General features: G+C 67.5%; 9 protein-coding genes and 1 tRNA gene. 4 read left to right on the forward strand and 6 right to left on the reverse strand.

What is annotated here, in order from left to right; genetic code table 11:
• The first annotated feature begins 43 nt into the window (after positions 1 to 43).
• Together H613_RS0120060 and H613_RS27925 are read left to right on the forward strand one after the other, a co-directional pair.
• Positions 44 to 403, forward strand: a complete 360-nt coding sequence (locus H613_RS0120060; RefSeq protein WP_026925196.1) for an ArsR/SmtB family transcription factor — start codon at positions 44 to 46, stop codon at positions 401 to 403.
• Between the two features lie 82 nt (positions 404 to 485).
• Positions 486 to 1,886, forward strand: a complete 1,401-nt coding sequence (locus H613_RS27925; RefSeq protein WP_084546800.1) for an MFS transporter — start codon at positions 486 to 488, stop codon at positions 1,884 to 1,886.
• A 490-nt stretch (positions 1,887 to 2,376) separates the two neighbouring features.
• Here the strand turns inward: H613_RS27925 and H613_RS27930 are convergent, their stop codons facing one another.
• Together H613_RS27930 and H613_RS0120075 are read right to left on the reverse strand one after the other, a co-directional pair.
• The gene (locus H613_RS27930) at positions 2,377 to 2,937 is read right to left on the reverse strand and encodes a YobF C-terminal domain-containing protein (RefSeq protein WP_051393610.1); all 561 of its coding nucleotides are present in this window, start codon (positions 2,935 to 2,937) and stop codon (positions 2,377 to 2,379) included.
• 126 nt (positions 2,938 to 3,063) lie between these two features.
• Entirely contained in the window at positions 3,064 to 3,744 is a 681-nt protein-coding gene (locus H613_RS0120075; RefSeq protein WP_051393611.1) for a TetR/AcrR family transcriptional regulator, read from the reverse strand.
• 94 nt (positions 3,745 to 3,838) lie between these two features.
• Here H613_RS0120075 and H613_RS0120080 point away from each other — a divergent pair, with 94 nt between their 5' ends.
• Positions 3,839 to 5,014 carry an FAD-dependent monooxygenase gene (locus tag H613_RS0120080; protein WP_026925198.1) on the forward strand — a complete coding sequence of 392 codons (1,176 nt, stop codon included), beginning with the start codon at positions 3,839 to 3,841 and terminating at the stop codon, positions 5,012 to 5,014.
• Here the strand turns inward: H613_RS0120080 and H613_RS0120085 are convergent.
• From H613_RS0120085 to H613_RS0120100, 4 genes are all read right to left on the reverse strand, one after another.
• Complete coding sequence (locus H613_RS0120085; RefSeq protein WP_026925199.1) at positions 4,990 to 5,310, reverse strand: hypothetical protein; 321 nt, start codon at positions 5,308 to 5,310, stop codon at positions 4,990 to 4,992. The two genes, H613_RS0120080 and H613_RS0120085, sit on opposite strands and share 25 nt — an antisense overlap.
• Positions 5,311 to 5,990: 680 nt before the next feature.
• The gene (locus H613_RS0120090) at positions 5,991 to 11,804 is read right to left on the reverse strand and encodes a S1 family serine peptidase (RefSeq protein ID WP_026925200.1); all 5,814 of its coding nucleotides are present in this window, start codon (positions 11,802 to 11,804) and stop codon (positions 5,991 to 5,993) included.
• Positions 11,805 to 11,861: 57 nt separating this feature from the next.
• Positions 11,862 to 12,158, reverse strand: coding sequence for a trypco2 family protein (locus H613_RS0120095; protein ID WP_026925201.1), 297 nt, complete (start codon positions 12,156 to 12,158; stop codon positions 11,862 to 11,864).
• Positions 12,159 to 12,748: 590 nt separating this feature from the next.
• Positions 12,749 to 12,823: transfer RNA gene (locus H613_RS0120100), tRNA-Val, on the reverse strand.
• Between the two features lie 239 nt (positions 12,824 to 13,062).
• Between H613_RS0120100 and H613_RS0120105 the strand changes: the two genes are divergently transcribed.
• Positions 13,063 to 13,994: rhamnogalacturonan lyase family protein (locus H613_RS0120105; RefSeq protein WP_035738759.1), on the forward strand; the 932-nt coding region annotated here is incomplete at its 3' end.

Genomic DNA, 13,994 nt, shown 5'->3' on the forward strand with positions numbered 1-13,994 from the left:
CGCGGCGTCGGCGGGCGGCCCGCGGGGCTTCTAGGATGGGTGGATGGCCAACAGCGAGTCTGCGGCTCCTGCAACTCGGTTGCATCACGCCGCGCCCAGTTCCGAGCAGTTCACGGCCGCCGCGGCGGTGTTCGCGCTGCTATCGGACCAGACCCGCCTGCGACTGCTGTGGGCCCTGGCCGAGGGGGACGCGGACGTCTCGGCGCTGGCGGCCTCGACCGAGGCGGCGCGCCCGGCCGTCAGTCAGCACCTGGCGAAACTGCGGCTGGCCGGGCTGGTGCAGTCGCGGCGGGAGGGCCGTCGGGTCGTGTACTCGATGACCGACGGACACCTGCGCAGGCTCGTGGTCGAGGCGCTGAGTCGGGCTGATCACCAGATCACCGGGGAGCCCTGGCACGCCTGAAGCAAAGCCCGTATTCGACATGTGCGCAATTGCGCACATGTATGTTACGGTTCAGGCAACTTCCCTGCCCGAGGACCGCACCATGCTCGCCGTACTGCGCCACCGCCCCTACCGCCGCCTGTTCGCCGCCCAGGTCATCGCCCTCACCGGCACCGGCCTGGCGACCGTGGCGCTCAGCCTCCTGGCCTACGGTCTCGCCGGTGCGAACGCCTCCGCCGTCCTCGGCACCGCCCTCGCCATCAAGATGCTCGCCTACCTGTTCATCGGCCCGATCGCCACCACGCTGGCCGAGCGACTCTCGCGGCGCACCCTCATGGTCTCGATGGACGCGGTCCGCGCAGCGGTGGCACTGGCGCTGCCGTTCGTGACCGAGGTCTGGCAGATCTACGTCCTGATCCTGATGCTCCAATCCGCCTCGGCCGCGTTCACCCCGACGTTCCAAGCCGTTATCCCCGACGTGCTGCAGGGCGAGGACGAATACACCAAGGCGCTGTCGCTCTCGCGCCTGGCCTACGACCTTGAAAGCCTCTTCAGCCCCATGCTCGCGGCCGCACTGCTGACCGTCGCGAGCTACCAGTGGCTGTTCACCGGAACCAGCGCCGGGTTCATCGCCTCGGCGGTCTTGGTCGCCTCGGTGGTCCTACCCAAGCCCACCCCCGCTCAGCAGCGGGAGCAAGGCCGCTGGGCCAGGGCTACACGGGGGTTCCGCCTCTATCTGGCGACACCGAGACTCCGGGCTCTACTGATGATGCACCTGGCCGTGGCCGCCACGACCGCAATGGTCATCGTCAACAACACCGTCATGGTTCAAGGTGTACTCGGGCGCGGCGCTACGGATGTGGCGATCGCTTTGGGCGCTTACGGAGTCGGGTCGATGACCGCTGCGCTCGCGCTGCCGCGCCTGCTGCGGCACGCCACCGACCGGCAAGTCATGCTCCCGGCCGCGTTCACCCTCGGAGCGGGACTTGCCACCGCCGCGACCGCACTCGGATTCGGCGTCCTCGGTTGGGCTGGCCTGCTCGCGATTCTGGCTGTGCTCGGCATTGCCACGGGCGCGATTCTGACCCCGACCGGGCGCCTGGTCACCGGCTCGGTATCCGCAACCGACCGTCCGGCCGCGTTCGCTGCGCAGTTCTCGCTTTCCCACGGCTGGTTCCTCATCACCTACCCGGTAGCGGGGTGGCTTGCGGCGCAGGCGGACATGGCGACCGCCGCCGCGGTCCTCGCCGCCGTCGGCCTGGCTGCGGCCTTGGCCGGACTGGCACTGTGGCCCTCGCGCGATACCGCAACGTTCGAGCACGTCCACATCCGACTCGACAAGGACGATCCGCACCTGCGCGGTGCCAGGGAGACCGAGACCGGCTGGAGTCACAGCCACGACTTCGTCATCGACTCGCAGCACCACCACTGGCCCGGCACGAGCGACGTCCGGATGTGCGACGAGGAGCCCTCTCGCGCCCCGGCAATCTCGGCTCGGAACTGACCGGCCGATGCTCTGACGCCGCCGAACCCGGCCACCTGGTCTCGACAAACATGATCGCCTGTGACCGACGGTACCCGGTCACAGGCGATCACAAACGGTCACATGGGCCCCGCGTAGGGGTAGGTGCTGGTGGAGGTGCTGCACGATTATGCGAACCCATCACCGCAGGCAGGCACAGTGATACGACACATTGGAGAGGCGTTCGAGCGCTGTCGTGCGTCTTCGGGCCCCGACTGGCGGCCACGCGGTGATGGGTGTGTCGCCTTCGGGGACGCACCGCCAGTTCCGCCCCGCTCGCTGCAACGACGCCTCACTGCCGAGCAGCGCCGGGCAATCGCCGTTGCGGTCAGTGAAGGCACTGCGCAGCGGATCCTGACGGACCGGTACGGCATCAGCGTCCGCGGCGTCGAACGCTTGGCCCGCGCCGCCCGGAACGCTTCCAGCGCTACTGCTCACCCACGAATCACCTGACACACTCAACCCTGAATTCTCAAACGCGGTCGAGCGACCGCGCGAGCGTCGCAGCGAGTTCGTCGTACGACGGGGCCATGCGCCGGATGGTCGCGGCCGCGTTGCCAGCGACAAGATCGAATTGCAGGCTTCCCGGATCGCGGGCCTGTCCGGCGGCGATCTTCGAGGCCCGGTCCTCGCCGAGCCGGGCCAGCAGGATCGCGGCGTCGTTCAGACGGCGCGCTCCGACCCGCACGGCGAAGTACACCAAGTGCCCGTGGAGATTCGGAGGCAGGCCCTGTTCGACCATCTGCGCCAGGCGTTCCATCCCGGTAGTCGTACCGACGGCTCCTGGCGGAGCCGCGGCGTCGAACTCATTGCGCAGGAGGCGCACCGCGTTCGGCAGCGACTCTCGGAAGGCGTCGTCGGTCGAGATGTCGCGGACCTTCACAAAGCGGCTGCGCATCACAGACGGCGGGTCGACCCAGCCCACCAGGTCCGCGCGCCACGCCTCTATGAACTTGTTCAGCGGCAAAGTGGCGTACGGGACCCCGTGCGGATCGTGCATGACTACCATGCCGTCATCGATCGCGATCACCACGACCCAGTGGTCGCCCCCAGCGCGCCTCGCATCTCCGGCTGATGCCGCAGCAGGTCCATTTCCACCGGACCGGACCGACCAAGACCGGACCCTCCGCCACGGCCTCACGCAGCAGCACGCGTGCGGTCATCCGGCGTCGGCGATGCGGGCGGCAACGCCCTCGAGGATGCAGGTGAGGCCGAACTCGAACGCGTTGTCGGTGCCCGTGTGGCCGAACGCGGCCACGGTGAGCGGGAAGTCGTCGCCGTGAGCGGCGAGGATGCCGTGGTTCGCGTCGATCATCTCGGCCTCGGTGGTGCCGTAGGCGCCGCCGGCCTGGAGGACGAGCGCGCGGACGTGGCCGCTGAGGAGCGCGACGACGTCGAGCCGCTGATCGGGCCCGAGCCCAGTGCCGTCGAGCGCGCCGAGCGCCGCTTCGAGCCAGCCGAGTTCGTTGGGGCCGAACACTCTCGGGCCGACCGCGGTGTAGGCGAGCCAGGGGTGCGGGGTGAAGCCGCGCCACGCGGCCTCGGTCCACTGCCGCAGGCCGGTCCGCCAGTCGCCGTCGAGTTCGGGCGGGGTGCCGAGGGCGGTGTCGGTCATGAGGGCGATCAGCTCGCCGCGGCCGGGGACGTGCCGGTAGAGGGCCATCTTGGCGCAGCCGAGGCCGTCGGCGAGGCGCTGCATGGTGACCGCTTCGAGGCCCGCATTGTCGGCGAGCGCGATCGCTTCGGCGGCGATCCGCTCCTTGCTCAACGCGGGCTTGGGCCCGCGCCGCGGGCCGTGGTCCTCCGGCCACAGGACCGCGGTGAAGGTGTCTGCCGTCACTCGCAGTTCTCCTCAAATGCTCCTTGACACAGTACTGTGTCCATCGTACGCTAATTAAACAGCGTCGTATGGACGCAATTAATGGAGGTGCGTCATGGCCGATTTCCGGATCCTCATCAGCGGCGCGAGCATCGCGGGCAACGCGGCCGCCTACTGGCTGCGCCGCTACGGCTGCGAGGTGACGGTCGTCGAGCGCGCGCCCGCGCTGCGGCCGGGCGGCCAGGCCGTCGACTTCAAAGGCGAGACGCACCGCAAGGTGCTGGAGCAGATGGGCGTTCTCGCCGACATCGAGCGCCGGCAGACCGGCAAGACCGACCTCAACGTGGTCGACGAGGAGAACCGCACACAGGCGGTCATCCCCGGCGAGTTCATCGGCGGCGACGTCGAGATCCTCCGCGGCGACCTGGCCGACATCCTCTACCAGCGCACGTCGCGCGGCTGCGAGTTCCTCTTCAACGACACGATCACCGCGCTGCGGGACACCGGTGCCGAGGTCGAGGTCGACTTCGAGCAGTCCTCGTCGCGGAGCTTCGACCTCGTCATCGGCGCGGACGGCCTCCACTCCCGCACCCGCCGCCTCGCGTTCGGCCCGGAGAAGGACTTCGTCGAGCACCTCGGCTACTACTACGCGGTCGCGGGCGCGAACACCGGCCACGGCGCCGCCGACGGCCGCGCCGTCGGGTACATGTACAACACGCCCGGGCGGCTGGCGCTGCTCGGCGGTTCGAAGGCGCCGGACATGTTCGTGTTCGCCTCGCCGGAGCTGGATCTCCCGCGCCGCGACGTGGCCGCGCAGCAGGCGCTGCTCCGCGAGCGGTACAGCGGCCTCGGCTGGAAGGTCCCGGAGATGCTCGACCGCCTCGGCATCGCGGGCGACTTCTACTTCGACTCGATCAGCCGGGTCCGCATGGACCGCTATACGAACGGGCGCGTCGCACTCGTCGGCGACTCGGCGTACGGCAACACGCTCGGCGGCTTCGGCACGGGCCTGGCGATCGTCGGCGGGTACGTGCTCGCGGGCGAGCTGGCGCGCGCCGGCTGGGAACACGCGGCGGCGTTCGCCGAGTACGACCAGGTGATGCACCGCTACGCGGGCATCGCGCGGAAGGGCAACGCGGGCCCGTTCATGGCCCCGGCGAGTCCGATGAAGATCAAGATGCGGAACTGGTCGTTCACCAATCCGCTCATGTTCAAGCTGATGATGAAGATGACCGACAGCTTCGCCACGAAGATCGACCTGCGCGACTACCCCGCGCCGCAAGCCGAATAGACGCGGTGGCGACGAAGTCCACTCACTTGACATGGCCGCCTCCTGGCGGGAGAGAGGCCGGTGATGTCGGAGCCGCCCGCTATCGGCCAGTCCTGCGGTTTGCCCTGGAGCAGCGTTCGGTGGAAGAGGCGTTGCCGGTCGGGGAAGAGCTCGGTGGCGGTCATGTCGACCGCGGTGGTGATGACGCCGGCCGACTCGAGCTGCTGGTCCTCTGCGGTCCAGCCCTTCTTGAGCGGACGCTCGCGAAGGGTCGTTTTGATCCCTGAGGCGATGCGTGCGTCGACCAATTTGGCCATGACGGCCTTGGCCGCGTCATAGGCGAGGCCGCCAAGGGTGGCGGTGGCGAGGGGTCGGTCACGATGCGGGCGTTCCCCAGAGCGGCGCAGGGGGAGCGTCCTCGCCGTACCTAGTGCCGCAGGCGGATATGTCCCCCGAACACCCTGACTGGACGCTGCCTCGGAGCCAGCTGGATGGTCTGAAGTCTGGGATTTTCGGTCACAGCCAGTGATAACCAAGCCCGGATCATTTGGTGCGGGGTGTAACCGTGTGCATGTCTGTTCGTGGAGGTACTGCACGCTTATGCGAACCCAAACCCCCAGCTAGACACCATGTTGAATCGACTTGCGGAGCCTCCCGAGCCCTGGAGCTCGGATTCGGGCCCCTCATGGGAGCCGTGCCCCGGCTGCGATCCTGCCTCTGACGATGCGCCGCCGGAGCCGCCGCGTCCGCTGAATCGTCGTCTCTCGTCTGAACAGCGCGAGGCCATTGTCATCGCGTATGGCAGTGGCATGCTGCAAAAGGACCTCGCACTCCAGTATGGTATCAGCGACCGAAGTGTCAAGCGCCTGATCGCGGGCGCTCGAAATTCCGGACGAGCGATCCGAAGCCGAGCGGTCTGACTTTGACAACCAAGAGAGTAGGTACGAGTTCGCCAGCAGGCATGGCGTGACCCTATGCCGCTGCCAATGCGGCCGCATCACCCCTCGGCCCCGCCTGATGCCAGTTCGTCCCGAAGTTCGTCGATGGCACGGTAGTGGTCGCGGGCGAGATCGGTCCTGACCGCCATGAGCTCGAGCAGCCGTGGCGCCTGCAGTGAGTCCATGTGGGACGGAATCCAATAGTCGACGGCGAGGCCGCACACGTGCCGCGCCCCGGTTCCATCCAGGGAGGAGTCACTGAACAGCGCGGCAAGTACGGCTCCGGCCGTCGGCTCCTCGATCCAGGTGTCCACCCAGGTCCGGGCCGTACTTCTCACCTCGGAGGCCTTCACTGGGTCCAGGTCGTCCCTGCCCAGGCAGGCGGTGATCATGCGGTGTGCGGATTTCCCGGCGCCGTGCTCGCGCAGGTAGGCCTCGGCCATGCCGAGCGCTCTGGACAGGCGGGCACCGGTCAGTTCCGGCCGCTTCAGCATGGCGATCACCGGACCGTGCGTATTGTTCTGTGCCCGCGGCCTTCCCTGCCACGCGAACACTGCGTCGAACAGCTTCTGCAGCGCATCCGGTTCCATTGCGGGGTAGGCGATGCAGTCCGCCAGCATGGTTCCTGCCGAAGTGGCCTGGGGGTGGGCCGCAACCCATTCGATGAGCACGGGCGCCAGCCGCGCCGCATGCTCGGGTGCCAGCTCCGGAACCTTCACCAGCGCGCGAATGACATGTCCGGCGACCGGTTCCCCGCCGAACTGCGCCAGCCACCGCAGTGCCCGCCTGCACACCTCGTGGCGCTGTGCGGTCGAGAGCCCCGCATACCCGGGGAGGCTGGTGAAGACATGCCCGGCGCCCTTCGAGGCCTCGTGTGCCGCAAGCCATTCCATGCAGTGGCGGATGATCACCTTGCGAAGCTCGGAGGGGGTGCAGTGACCGGGCATCCGCAGCAGCCTCCTAAGCACCCGGCCGGCGGCGGGCTTCCAGGCGTGCAGCGCCAGCCAGGCCAGCGCTTCCTCGGCGACCCGTCTCACCTGGTCGTCAGTCTGCCCACTGAGGTCCAGTAGTGGTGTGATCACCGCATCGGCCTTCGGCTCGGAGGCGAAGAAGCCGAGCCACTGCAGCGCCGCCGCGGTGACCTGTGGGGCCGGCCCGTCGCGCAGCAGCCGCGACAGCGGCCCGGCACCCTCCGGAACGGTCGCGCAGGCGGCGGCGTGGTGGACGGCGAACCGGTTCAGGTCGACTGGCTCCCCGTCGGGGCCGGGAAGCTCCCAGGGGTAAGGCGGCAGCTTGTCGAGGTGGCGCACGGACAGTGCGCAGTCCAACGCCCGCGCCAGGAGGTTCGGCGGCAGGTCGCTCCTCTGCAGGATCGCCTCGAATACGTACCGTGGGTCGGGGACATTCTGCCGGTGGGGATTGGACCTAGTCGCGACAAGCCCGGTGGAGAAAAGCTTCTCGAGCCACTGCTCGGAATGGCCGATGAGGACGGCGACGTGGCTGGGAGTCAGGTAGTGGACCTGGGCTAGCGGTCTCAGTACGAACGACACCTGGCGTAGGTTCGATTTGGTGTCCGAGCCGATCTCCGAGCGCAGCCAGTCGAGGGCATGCGCAAGGGTTTCCTGCTGCTGAGAGGGGTCGAGCAGGGGGTGGTCCACTAGGTGGCGTAGCACATGCCGGACCCGGCCGGCAGGGAAGCCGCGGGACAGCCAGTGCAATGCAGTGTCCAGGAACTTCTCGGCGCCGGGCAGTTCGAGCGGATCGTCTAGGACGGCCGTGAGAATGCTGGCGGCGTGCGGGCTGTCGGGGTTGGCGAGCAGCCATTCCCGGGCATGGCGCAGCGCCTCCGCTTGCACTTGGCCTCCAAGGGTATCGGTGCGGCGGAGCCGGGAGATCAGGAATCCGATGACCTGTGCCGCGGCCTCGCTGGAGTGATGGGACTCCAGCCACCGGAATGCATGGTCCTCAATGGGCGAGTATTCCTCCTGATGCCCGTGGTCCTCCTCGTCCTCCTCGTCCTCCTCGACGGAGGGCGGCTGTCGCGGTTCCGACTGCAGAGCCATGCGGAGCGCACCTGAGGCTTGCCACTCCGGGAGCTCGGGACGGGCGATCAGAGCCCGTAGCAGCCTCGGCTTCAAACCGGACTGCGGGTTATGGCCCATCCAGTCAAAGGCGATGTCGGCGGCCTCGCTCAGATGTCGGCGCGTCAGTGCTTTCAGTCCGATGAGGCCGATCAGTACGAGCGGTGGTCCCTGCTTCACCTTGGTGGCCAAGGAAGAGCCGGTCCAGAATCGCAGCCAGGAGAAGCACTGGCCGACCAGTCGCCGCTGCTGTCCGATGGTGAGGTCATCCCGCGACAGCAGCGGACGCATCACCAGATCGGCGCGTTCGTGTTCGCGGTGTGCTTCCAGCCAGTCGAGGGTGTAGGCGATGATCCTTCCTGACCGCTGCTCGTCCAGGCCCTTGATTCCGACGAGCTGCTGCATGGTGTCCAGCGACATCGACACCATTTCAGGGCCATCCCCTGACTCCTCTCGGCCGTGCACGGCGGTCAGCGCGTCCACAAGCTCGGGGATGCGGGCCTCACACGGCGAGGTGGCCAGTGCGGCCGCCTGCTTCTTCAGAAGCCGGAACACACCGCCGCGGAGGGCGTCGGTGGGGTGCCTGCCTGGTTCGGAGATGAAGGCGTGCGCCAGGGAGACCGCGTTCCGCACTCCGGCCGCATGCAATGTGCCGCGGCGGGCCAGCTTCGCCAGGATCGAGCAGAATTGCTCGTCGCTGCGGTTCGCCGACAGCCACTCCAGGCACCGCCGCGAGATCTCGGCCCGCGCCGGCGCGCTGCAGTGGTAGAATGTGACCGCTTTGGACCAGAACCGATTGTTGGCACTCATGCCGTGCGCATCCAGCCAGGTCAGGACGTGTGCGGCAACCTGGTCGGCCTGTCCTGGACTGAACTCGCTCACCGCGGGGCCGTCTCCCTTCCGCCGTCCCCTGGCGAATAGCGACTCCAGGATGTCCTTGGCAGTGCGGTCGGCGGGATGGGCGTCCAGCCACGTCAGGGCCTGCGATATGGCCCGCTCGGTCTGCGGCACTGATATCTCCTGTGCGGGCAGCCGGACCAGCTGCAGGATGAGCTGGTGGCTGCCCCGCTCGACTGCGTGGACGTCCAGCCAGCTCAACACGGCGTCGATCTTGTCGGGGCCGTTGCGGCTTCGGCGGATGAGCCGCTTGGCGATGTCGTATGCGACGTCTTCCGTCCCGTGGTGGGCGAACCAGCCGAGGACGTGGGCGTAGAGCCGGTTCGCGTCCTTCCGAGATAGGCCCGGCCGGTCCAGCATCGGCCGGATGACGAAGTGGGCGCTCAAGCTGCGATGGTGCCGGTCCAGCCAGGTGAGGGCGGCGGCGGTGGCCAGCGCGGAGCGGCCGCGCTGATTGGGCGACAGCACCAGCAGTTCGGGGATGATGAAGCTGGCCCGCTCGTGGTCGCCGTGCCGCCGCAGCCACTTCACGCTCGCGGCAGTGATCTGCTCGGTGTCATCCTTACGGATCATGGGTTGTTTCAGTAGCGCGGTGAGGGCGTAGTGCGCGTTGACCGACCTTGTCCAGTTCTGAAGCTGCTCCACCGCCCAGCTGCGGCTCATCTCGGCTACCGGGTCGTCGGGTCCCAGGACTTCCAACAGGGCGCTGAGCATTGCCGGGGCGCTCGGATGCGCGGGGTTGCGCTGCAGCCAATCTGATGCGGCCTGCGCCAACGAGTCCGGTACGGCAGATCCTGAAAGGGCGCGAAGGCTGTGCAGCAGTAGGATCCGGGCGGTCTGGTCGTTTCCAAGCTCGTCAAGCAGAGGGCTGCAGGTGGAGTCCCAGTGGTCGAGGAGTATGCCGTTCCAGGGCATGTGCGACACCAGGGCCGGGACTGTCGATGCCGCTTTGGCGGGATCGGCCTCCAGCAGTGCGGCGATATGCGAGGCGTTGTCCTGCCACCATGCGGCACAGGAACGGTCTACGGCGGCGGGCATCGCCCGGTCCTGGTGCTGGCTGCGTACCCGCGCGACCGCGGCGGTGACCTGATCGAGTTGGCCGATACGGGTAAGGAACCGGTCAAGGACTCGTGAGATCTCGGCGGTGGGGCGTGCCTGGCCGTCGGGGTTGAGGAAGCACTGCAGGAGCAGTTCGTCGGTTACCATGTCATGGACACAGTGGAGTAGATCGTCCTGTTCGGTCAGCCAGCCGTGTGCCCGGAGGCGGTCGACGGTGATCCTGGCTCGGTGGTTGCAGTCGTCCTGAGGCAGCGCCGCGCGCACCATTGCCTCGATCTCCTGCCGGGGCGCAGGGCATGCGACGGCCGCCACCGCCGCCGCGGTGCGCAGGTCGGCATCGGCATGCATGGTCAGCCCGCTTGCGGACAGGTGCTTCAAGAGCCATTCAGCGATGGGTGAGCCCGTCTGCCGGAACCGAGGCGGGACGGCCAGGTCACCGCCGCGTCGGTCCTTGAGGGCGTCGGCGACGAGGACCGCCAGGCCTGGGCGCCGCCCGCATAGCGCGGCGATGCCCTCGGCGTCCCAGCTGGGCACTTCGGCAGCCCGCGGGGCGATGGCCTTGATCGCGGCATCGCGTATCCGTGCCAGGTACTCATCGCCTCGCGGCAGCTCGAGTTCGACAGCGCGCTGCCGACCTGTGGCGTGCCAGTGCTCCAGCGCCGCAGGTCCGGCGGAGGCCAGCAGTCCCACCCGCATCCCCTGCCGGGACACCTCCTCTGCGAGCGTTCTGAGCCCGGCCGCAGAATCAGCCGACACATCGTCGGCGACCAGCAGCGCCTTGCCGGTACGGCACTTGGCGGCCACGGCGGCGACCTTACTTTCGGGGTCGCCCAGGTTGCCGGAGACCAAGAGGACGTCCCAGCCCTCCTGGTCGGCCAGCGCCGCGGTCTCCAGGCAGTAGCGGCTCTTCCCGGATCCCGCAGGGCCGGTGAACAGCTGGAAGCCGGTACCCGATGCGAAAGCGGAGAGCACTGTGGCGGGCGCGGCCCGGTGGTGCCCGCCCGGGGAAACAAACGGCAGCCGCTCCGGCACCAGATACGGCTCCTCTTCCCGCAGCCTGGCAATGGCGTCGCTGAAGGGTAGGACGCTGCTAGGCCAGGTGGGCATCGGCACGGCCTCTTGATGGCCGGGGCGCCGCGCCGCGACGGTGATCCCGCGGTCCTGCAAGACCTGAAGGATCCTGGACTCACGCAGCGCGCTCATGCTGATCGCCCGCAGCGAGGAACCCGACGGGAGGAAACCGGTGCACACGCCGACCACCGTGTTGGTGTCGCCGCTGACGACCGGGGCACCCGACAGGCCGCCCCACAGATTGAGTCCGGCGGCTCGGCTGGTGACCTCACCGAGGAAGATGCGCCGCAGCGACTCGAGTTCGGGTTGGCTGGAATCGATGGACAAGTCGAGCCGGTAGTCGTCCTCAAAGGAGGCTAGCTGGATCCGACCGGTCACCTGCTTGCGCTCGGAGATGTCGCCGTCCACGGCGAAGGCCGGGTAGCCGGCAGTGGCGTAAGGCATGCTGGTGAAGCCGCCCTTGAGGATCTCCTCCAGCGCCACCGGCGATCCGACCAACGGAACCGGTGCCTCAAGGACCGCCACTGCGATGTCTGCGAGATCGTCGTCGGCCTGTACAAACCGCTCGTGCCGGTAGATGCGGCGGATGGGCAGCCAGCCGGTATCCGGCAGCTTCACCGAGTAGCTTCCGTCCTCGATGTCGAAGTTGTGAGCACAGGTGAGGACCAGGTCGTCGTGGATCAGGAGCCCCGTGCCCCGGAACCGAGTCTGGCCGCTGTCGGTGCGGCGCACTTTGACGATGAAGTCAGAGGGGCGGTGGGGCATCGCTGGCGTTCCTTCCATCAAAGACGACGGGGCGGCCTCGGGTCGGGTGTTGTGCGGTCAGTCTGCGCGGCGCCCGTCGGCGTGGATCCGAACTGGCCCACCTGCGCTGGTCTCCGGACTCAGCTCGATGCTGAGGGTCTGGGTGACCACCGACTCGCGGCTTGCCTTAGCGTCGCCGGAAAGCACCCAGACCTTTAGGCCGCCGGCGGCCTCGGTGCCCTTAGTCAGGCCGACCTGCACCTCCAAGTTGATCCGCTCGACAGTGAACCGCACCGCCTGCCCTTCTGCCTCGGCCATGGCCTCGGTGATCTGGCTGCGGATGGTCCTTAGCGCTTCCTTCAGTTCGATCTGCATGCTTCGATCCTAGCCACAGCGGGCAATGTGACTCAGCCTCAGTTAGTCTGCGGTTCAACATTATTGATGGAATCCAATGAGGAGATGTATCCGTTCACCTGCGAAAATGCGTGCGCTAGACGGGTGCGCGCTGACCTTGGTCGGGGCTTGCCGACCACCGGCCGGGGCAGCTTGCCCTCCACCCCGGCCTCGGCCTGCAACGCCGCCGAGCGCCAACTTCAGCTCGATCGCGTCAATGCGCAACCCCGACCCAGTGTCACGCTCGGTCTGGGCCAACAGGAGTTCTTCACGCAGGCTCGCCAACGCTTTACGAAGGGGCAGAGCAGATGTTATGACACAGCAGCCTACCGAAACTGCTCCCTGCCGTGGGTCCCCCAACCAGTCGGAAACCTGACAATACGCCGATCGCCAGCAAGCCAGGAACGCCACCTGAGAAACATGCACAAGCGAGCACAAGTGGACCTCAACGCGACCCGAGCCGACATCAGGGCCGCGTGGGGCAGGAGCACCAGGAAGCCGATCGCCTGTGAATGGGAGCCGGTCACAGGCGATCACAAACGGTCACATGGGCCCCGTGTGGAGGTAGATGGTGGTGGTCGATACTGGGATCGAACCAGTGACCCCTCGCGTGTGAAGCGAGTGCTCTCCCGCTGAGCTAATCGACCGGGACGGGGTAGAACTCTACCGGAGGTGCTGGCGGCGTGCCGCAGTGGGGGTCTGGTGGTACCGGCGGTCACAGTGGGGTAGGGGATTTCGGTGTGACCTTCGTCTTGACAAGGGGATGTTCAGTCGATAGCCTTCGATTCGTTAAATCGTTTCAATTGAGGTTGGTCGGTCGCGTGGCCCCCGCTCGCCACCTCGGCGCGCTTCGACCGGCTTCGCACGAACCCAAGGAGCCCCTTCAATGAGCAGTCCCCCCAAGAAACGCACTCGCATTGCGGCGGTGTCCCTGGCCGCCGCCGTTGCCGGTTCGGGGGTCGCCGTCGCCGCTCAGGCACACGGCGGGTCCCACGGTGACGAAGGCGGCGGCATCCAGCTCGAGGACCTCGATCGGGGTCTGGTCGCGGCGACCACCGACGATGGGGTGTTCCTCAGCTGGCGTCTGCTTGCTGATGAAGTGTCCGGTTATAACGATTCAGGCCTGACTGGAGCCGACTTCAACGTGTATCGGGATGGCGAGCTCATCGCCTCTGTTGCCGATAGCACGAACTACCTGGACGCCGACGGCGCAGGCGAGTCCGAGTACCAGGTCGTCGCGGTCGTCGACGGCGAGGAGGTCGACTTCTCGGACTCGGTGAGTCCGTGGTCGGAGTCCTACCTCGACATTCCGTTGCGGAAGCCCGCCGACGGCGTCACGCCCGCCGGTGAGGAGTACACCTATTCGGCCAACGACGCCAGCGTCGGCGATCTCGACGGGGACGGCGACTACGAGTACATCGTCAAGTGGGACCCGTCCAATTCCAAGGACGTCTCGCAGGTCGGCTACACCGGTTCTGTCTATCTCGACGCCTACACGCTCGAGGGCGAGCTGCTGTGGCGCATCGACATGGGCGTCAACATCCGGGCGGGGGCGCACTACACGCAGTTCGACGTCTTCGACTTCGACGGCGACGGTGTCAGCGAGGTCATGGTGAAGACCGCGCCTGGCACCAAGTCCATCTCGTATGTGGAGGACGAGGAGCGGTACATCACGCTGCCCGAGGACGACGTGGAGGCCGGTGTCACCAATGAGGATGACTATCGGCTTTCCGCCGAGGGCTACTACGACCACTTGGTCGGCATGTTCATGGGCTGGTCCGAGCACCCCGAGGTCGCGGGCGGTGACTGGCCCGCGAC

The organism is Glycomyces arizonensis DSM 44726, assembly GCF_000482705.1.
Lineage (GTDB): Bacteria > Actinomycetota > Actinomycetes > Mycobacteriales > Micromonosporaceae > Glycomyces > Glycomyces arizonensis.

Coding starts and splice junctions, on each gene's coding strand:
- H613_RS0120060 (WP_026925196.1), top strand. CDS start 44: ATGGCCAACAGCGAGTCTGCGGCTCCTGCAACTCGGTTGCATCACGCC.
- H613_RS27925 (WP_084546800.1), top strand. CDS start 486: ATGCTCGCCGTACTGCGCCACCGCCCCTACCGCCGCCTGTTCGCCGCC.
- H613_RS0120080 (WP_026925198.1), top strand. CDS start 3,839: ATGGCCGATTTCCGGATCCTCATCAGCGGCGCGAGCATCGCGGGCAAC.
- H613_RS0120085 (WP_026925199.1), bottom strand. CDS start 5,310: ATGGCCAAATTGGTCGACGCACGCATCGCCTCAGGGATCAAAACGACC.
- H613_RS0120090 (WP_026925200.1), bottom strand. CDS start 11,804: ATGCCCCACCGCCCCTCTGACTTCATCGTCAAAGTGCGCCGCACCGAC.
- H613_RS0120095 (WP_026925201.1), bottom strand. CDS start 12,158: ATGCAGATCGAACTGAAGGAAGCGCTAAGGACCATCCGCAGCCAGATC.